This is a genomic window from Arthrobacter sp. I3, from assembly GCF_000520575.1.
Taxonomy (GTDB): Bacteria; Actinomycetota; Actinomycetes; order Actinomycetales; family Micrococcaceae; genus Arthrobacter; species Arthrobacter humicola_A.
Window position 1 is genome coordinate 42,870 of the sequence record NZ_KI914915.1, and the last position, 5,662, is coordinate 48,531.

The window sequence follows — 5,662 nt, forward strand, 5'->3', positions numbered from 1 at the left end:
CGGCGGCGGCGAACACCCACCGGGTTTTCCCTGCCAGTCGCTTCACGTAGCCGCCGTAGGCGCCTTCAAGCCGCCTGAGGGACCGCCTCTCCGGGGCCTTGGAACCCGCGGGAAGGACGAACGCGAGGGCGGCCGTGACGGTGAGTGCGACGATCATCGAGACAACCAGGGCGATCAGGTAGCTCTGCACCAAGGGTCCGAACAGGGCGCCGTTCTCACCCGGGATGAACAGTGCGGGTGCGAGGGCCAAAGCCATGATCAGCAGTGAGTAGAGCATTGGCGTGCGGGCTGCCCGCAGGGCGCCCGGGATCACTGAATCACGTGGCTGCCCATCCTGTGCCGGCGTGGACTCAGTCCCGCCGTCGGCCGTTTCGCGGCGGGACTTGGCCTCGGCCCTTCGTGCCCGGGCGATGCCGCTGAGGTCTTCCGCGACGTCTCCGACGATGACCGCCAGTGCCAGCACCAGGCCGGCCATGACCATGGTGTTCATCCCGGTGCCGCGCCAGTCGAGCACCAGCGCCGCCGCGGTCAGCGACACCGGGATCGTGATCAGGCTGATCAAGGCGGTGCGCCAGGAGCGGAAGAAGGCCCCAAACAGGGCGACAATGAGCAGCAGTGTCACGAGCAGGGCGGCGCCGAGCGTCCCGATTTCTTCGTCGATAAAGGACGCCTGCCGGTAGACGCTGGTATCTATCGCGACCCCGGGCAGGCCGGGCTGGAGTGCGTGCAGGGCCTCGTCAACGCCCCGGGTCACGTCCATCGTGTTGGTCTCCGGGAATTTCTCGATGACCAGCAACAACTCGGCTTCCTTGCTCAGGAGGGCATCGCCGATCAGCGGCTGGTGGTCTGTTGACACCGTGGCCACGTCTTTGAGCAGGAGATTGCCTGGCGCACCCTGGACGGGGACCTGGCCCAGGTCCTCAGGCGTGGTGATCGGCAGGACATGCTGGACACCGATCCGCTGGTGTCCCGTCTCGAAGAAGCCGCCGGTGCCGGGTGTGGACGCCTCCAGGTAGCTCAGTGGCGAGACCCACACGGAGTTGCCGGTCGTCTTGATGATTTCATCCAGCGTGACGCCCTTGGCTTCGAGCTGCGCCGGGTCCACCAGGACCTGGAGTTGCTGGTCGCGCTGGCCCCAGATCGCCACGTTGGCGACGCCGGGCACGGCCAGGAGCCCGGGTTTCATGGTCCAGCGGGCCAGGACGGACATGTCGATGGCCGACATGTCCTTGGAGGTCAGCCGGATCATCATGACCCGGCTGGTCGAGGACAGCGGTTGCATCAGCACGGGCGCCGCCGAAACATTGGGCAGTGCGCGAGCCTGGGTCAGCCGCTCCGAGACCAGCTGGCGTGCGCGGAGGAGGTCGGTCCCCGGCTTAAAGACCATCTGGATCGAGGACAGGCCAGGGACGGATTTGGACCTGATGGCCTCCACCCAGGCGACGCCGTTCAGCAGGTCGGCTTCCATGGGTGAGGTGATGAGCTGCTCAACCTCGGCGGCCGACAGTCCCAGGGCTTCGGTCTGGATCTCCACCTGGGGCGGGGCAAATTCCGGGAAGGCGTCCACGGACATGCTCGGCAGGCTGGTGAGCCCGAAGGCCAGGATTCCCGCGGCTGCTGCCAGGACCAGGAGCCTGAACTGCAGCGTCCAGCGCACAATTGCCCGCATCATGGCCGGCACCCCGCACGCCCTGCAGGAGTGTGCACGTCAAGGTCGTTGAAGCTTCGGCGTCGTCGGCAGCCCGGGCCGTCGGGATGGGCGGAGGGATGGAGCGGGTAGTGGAGCGGTCCTGCCGCGAAACCGATCACCGGGAAAAGGGTGCTGACTGCTTTTCCTGCTTGGCCAACTGCACATTTACGGTTCACGGCGCGGCTCCTCAACCTCAGGCCATAGCGCCCCCCAGCCGATAAGAGCCATAATGATCTTCGGGCACACAGGCGTCAATAGGGATACAGGTGATCGCCATGAAGGCAACCGCAGGGGACCGCATCATCATCCGGGGGACGACGGTCGAGTCCACGGACCGGCACGGTCTGATCCTTGAAGTGAAGGGTGCCGACGGTGCGCCGCCGTACCTGGTCCGGTTCGACGACGGCCACGAGACGATCATGTTCCCCGGTGGAGATTTCGCCGTCGAAAAAGCCGCGAGCGGGCCCTAAGTCCGTTAGCGCGCCCTAGAAACTCGACGAACTTCCGGACCCGGAAAAGCTTCCGCCGCTGGACCCGTACCCGGTGGTGGTGCCGCCGCCGCGCGCGCTGCTGACGCTGCTGACGCCGCTGCTGAAGCCGGTGTTGAAGCTCGGGACCGAGAAGAAGTAGTAGGACGGGTACACCGTTCCGAGGATGCTCGGCTCGTACGTGCGGCCGTATCTTGCCTTCGTTCCCGCCTGCGCGCTGTCCATTTCCTCGCGCATGAGCCCGGCTTCCTTCTCATTGCGGGCAAAGGCCTGGATCAGGGTGTCGGCGTGATTTTTCAACAACTCCGAGAGGTGGGTCCGGGCGTCACGCAACCGGTCCAGCGCCGTTTCGGGTGTGATGGAACCGTCCGCCAGTTCCGTCGACCAGCGCTCCATGTTACGCCGGCTTTCATCGCGGAAGGACCGCAGTGCCACCGCCGTCGCTGAGGTTCCCTCGGCCCGGCGCTGGCTGAGCAGGTCTTCCACGCCGTCGAGATCGTTGCGGAACGGCGCGAGCTGGCGGTCCCAGGCGGCCGGCCAGGATGAGCCCCGGTTGAGCAGGGCATTGGTATCGGCGATCACGTCGTCCAGGGCGTCGAGTTCGGCCGCGGCATCGGCGTAACTCCGGACCAGTTTGAGGTTGGGCCGGCGGCTCAGGTCCCGGCTGCCAAGGGCGTGTACCTGGTTGGAAAGTTCGGTGGCCGTGCCGTAGCGGTTCACGAACGTGCGGTGTTTTTCCAGCACCGTGCTCCCGTACCGGGAGGACTCGGGAATGGTGCTGGCGTTGAGCTCGGTCACCTGCAGGTCCATGCTGACACTGGCGTAGCTGGCGTCGCCCCGGGCCAGTTCCTTCCGGCTGGACACCCGGGTCCGCCACCGCACGATCAGCCACGCCGCGGCTCCGCAGACCGCGGCGGCCACCGCCGCCCAGGCTGTGACGAGGAAGGCTGTGGAACGGTACCATGGCTGATTGATGAGTTCGGCGCCGCGGCGAATCCCGGCAATGGTGCCCTCGGTCCACTGCGCATCGCGAAGCAGCTCTTTGGCGGCGTTCTGGATATCCTCGCGCTGTTCGGGCGAGACCTTCCGGTCCTCACCCATGTACGTCCCCACATGCCGGCCCACCGGATCCAGGGCGAAGATGAACAGTCCGTCTGCCCACTTCTGCCCGTCAGCACTGATCCATTCGGGATGTTCGGTGCGGGCGAACCGCAGGACTTCTTCGTTCAGATTGTCGGCGGCAGTGCCGTTATAGGTGTACACCGCAACTTTGGTGGGCTCATAAAAGTCGGTGGCCTGTACCGCCGGCAGCAGCGTCCGCTGGTCCAACACCCCGGCGCGGTCTTCGACGACGACGGCGGTCGGCGTCGTGGCGAGCGCGGCCGGGGCGCCGCCGAGAAGGCCGGCCATCAGCACAACAGCAGCGGCGAGGGCGTTGCGCATGATTCCCATTTTCCGAGCGTAGTGGCTGGCTTCGGCTGCGTCGACGCGGACGCCGCGGAAAGGGGACGAAAGACATCGTGACCGTGCGCTGGACGGCGTCCATACTTGCGCCATGAGGCCGCCGCCTGAAGGACCGCCGGAGGAGCCCGGCCCGGAAAAGCCGGGGAAGGCGGGGGAGCTGCGCCGCACCAGGCCTGACCGGACCCTGCTGGCCATCATGGCCGCGATCGCGGTGATCGTGATCATCGCGCTGGCAGTGGTCTTCACCCGCGGGGAGCCCGCGCCCCTGGCCGAGTCAACGCCCGCCGGCGTCGCGCAACGCTATGCCGCAGCCGTCATTGCCGGGGATGAGACGGCCGCCTCCGCCTACCTGACGCCGGCCGCCCGGAGCAAGTGCACAACCGGGGCCCGCCCCTCGGCCCGGAACCTGCGAGTCACACTGGTGTCCACCACCGAGCGGCCGGAATCCGCGGACGTAAGGGTGCTCATCACTGTGTCCGAGCCGGGCGGTCCCTTCGGCAGCGCCGAATACCAGGTGGAGGACGCGTTCGACCTCGTTCGGGCGGGCGACGGCTGGCTGATCGACACCGTGCCCTGGCCGCTGGCAGTGTGCACCGGCGAGGCGAAGCAATGAGCGCCCAAGGGACAGTGCGCCGGCTCATCACCTACGCGCTGCTGTTCGCACTGGTGGTGACAACCGCCGTCGGGCTCAGCGGACTGCTGGGCCGCCTGCTGGTGGCGGGGACAGAGCTGGCCCCGGACGACGTCGCCGGGCTCGCGCGCTCGCTGGCGTTCGCCCTGATTGGCGGGCCGCTCGCGGCCCTTTTGTGGTGGGCGGTTTGGCGGCGGCTCGAGGACCCGGAGGAGCGGTCCGCCATCGGCTGGGGTCTCTACCTGGCAGGTGCCTACCTGCTCGCCCTGCTCATCGCGGCCAACAACGTGCTGAACACTCTGTCCTCGCTGATCGGCGGGCAGGGCCTTCAGTGGCGGCTGTCCCTGGCCACCGGTCTGGTGTGGGCTGCGGTCTGGGCCTGGCACCGGTGGATGTGGCGTGACCCCCGGAAGAATCCGACAGACCTCTCCGGGGTCCCTACGGTGCTCGGCTCGGTGCTGGGGCTCGTGCTGGGCGTGGGCGGCGCCGTCGCAGCCTTATCCACCTTGCTGGATGCCGCCCTGCGGGGAGCCGCGACGGGCAAACCGTGGTGGGTGTCGGCGCTGCAATCCCTGGTCTGGGCCGTCGGCGGAACCATTATCTGGTGGTGGCATTGGAATCACGACGGCGGCCGGAGGCTGCGGACCGGGCTGGCCGACGTCGCGCTCATCACGGTCGGGGTGCTTGGCGCGGGCGTTCTGACCTTGGGCGGAGCCGGCGTGGCGCTCTTCGTGGTGCTTCGCCGGCTGTTTGACCGTTCCGAACCGCTGGAGCTCCTGCTGGAGCCCCTCGCGCCGGCTGTGTCCGCGGCCGCCATCGGCTGCCTCGTCTGGGTCTACCACCGCAACGTCGCGCGCGGCCGCTCAGAGGCCACGCTTCAGGGCGGCAGGCTGGTGACCTCCGGCGTCGCCCTGGTCGCGGCAGCGTCCGGGATAGGCGTGATTGTCAACTCGGCCCTCGCCATGACGGCGACGCCGCTGGCCGGCGCCGGGGCGCGGACGCTGCTGCTTGCGGGAATCAGCTCGCTCCTGGTTGGCGGGCCGGTCTGGTGGTTTGCGTGGCGGCGCGTGGAGCAGTCGGCGGCGACCGGCGCCGGCCTGAACGCGCGCCGGATCTACCTGGTGGCCGTGTTCGGTCTGAGCGCGGTGGTGGCGGTGGTCACGCTGCTGGTGATCGGGTTCCGGATGTTCGAGTTCGTCCTGGGCGAGGTCAGCGGGGGAAGCTTCGTGGACCGGATCCGCGCACCCCTGGGGCTCCTGGTCGCCACGGGACTCGTGTTCGGGTACCACTTTGCCGTGTGGCGGCAGGACCGCGCCGTGCTCGCCGCGGCCGGTCCGGTCCGTCCGCGAACCATCGGCCACGTGTTCCTCGTGGCGGGATCGGACCCTG

General features: G+C 68.1%; 5 protein-coding genes. 3 read left to right on the forward strand and 2 right to left on the reverse strand.

The window, feature by feature from the left end:
* The coding region (locus Y706_RS24240) for an efflux RND transporter permease subunit (RefSeq protein ID WP_253906722.1) at positions 1-1,672 on the reverse strand (1,672 nt) is incomplete at its 3' end.
* 293 nt (positions 1,673-1,965) lie between these two features.
* Between Y706_RS24240 and Y706_RS0107905 the strand changes: the two genes are divergently transcribed.
* Positions 1,966-2,160: a DUF1918 domain-containing protein gene (locus Y706_RS0107905; RefSeq protein ID WP_043435423.1), complete on the forward strand. Its 195-nt coding sequence runs from the start codon at positions 1,966-1,968 to the stop codon at positions 2,158-2,160.
* Between the two features lie 15 nt (positions 2,161-2,175).
* Here Y706_RS0107905 and Y706_RS0107910 read toward each other — a convergent pair whose 3' ends face one another.
* Positions 2,176-3,630, reverse strand: a complete 1,455-nt coding sequence (locus tag Y706_RS0107910; RefSeq protein ID WP_028276175.1) for a DUF5129 domain-containing protein — start codon at positions 3,628-3,630, stop codon at positions 2,176-2,178.
* A gap of 103 nt (positions 3,631-3,733) precedes the next feature.
* Here Y706_RS0107910 and Y706_RS24245 point away from each other — a divergent pair, with 103 nt between their 5' ends.
* Both Y706_RS24245 and Y706_RS24250 read left to right on the forward strand, forming a co-directional pair.
* Complete coding sequence (locus Y706_RS24245; protein WP_028276176.1) at positions 3,734-4,255, forward strand: LpqB family beta-propeller domain-containing protein; 522 nt, start codon at positions 3,734-3,736, stop codon at positions 4,253-4,255.
* Positions 4,252-5,662 (forward strand): DUF5671 domain-containing protein (locus tag Y706_RS24250; RefSeq protein WP_216699115.1); only part of this gene is annotated, 1,411 nt, incomplete at its 3' end. The genes Y706_RS24245 and Y706_RS24250, both read left to right, overlap by 4 nt.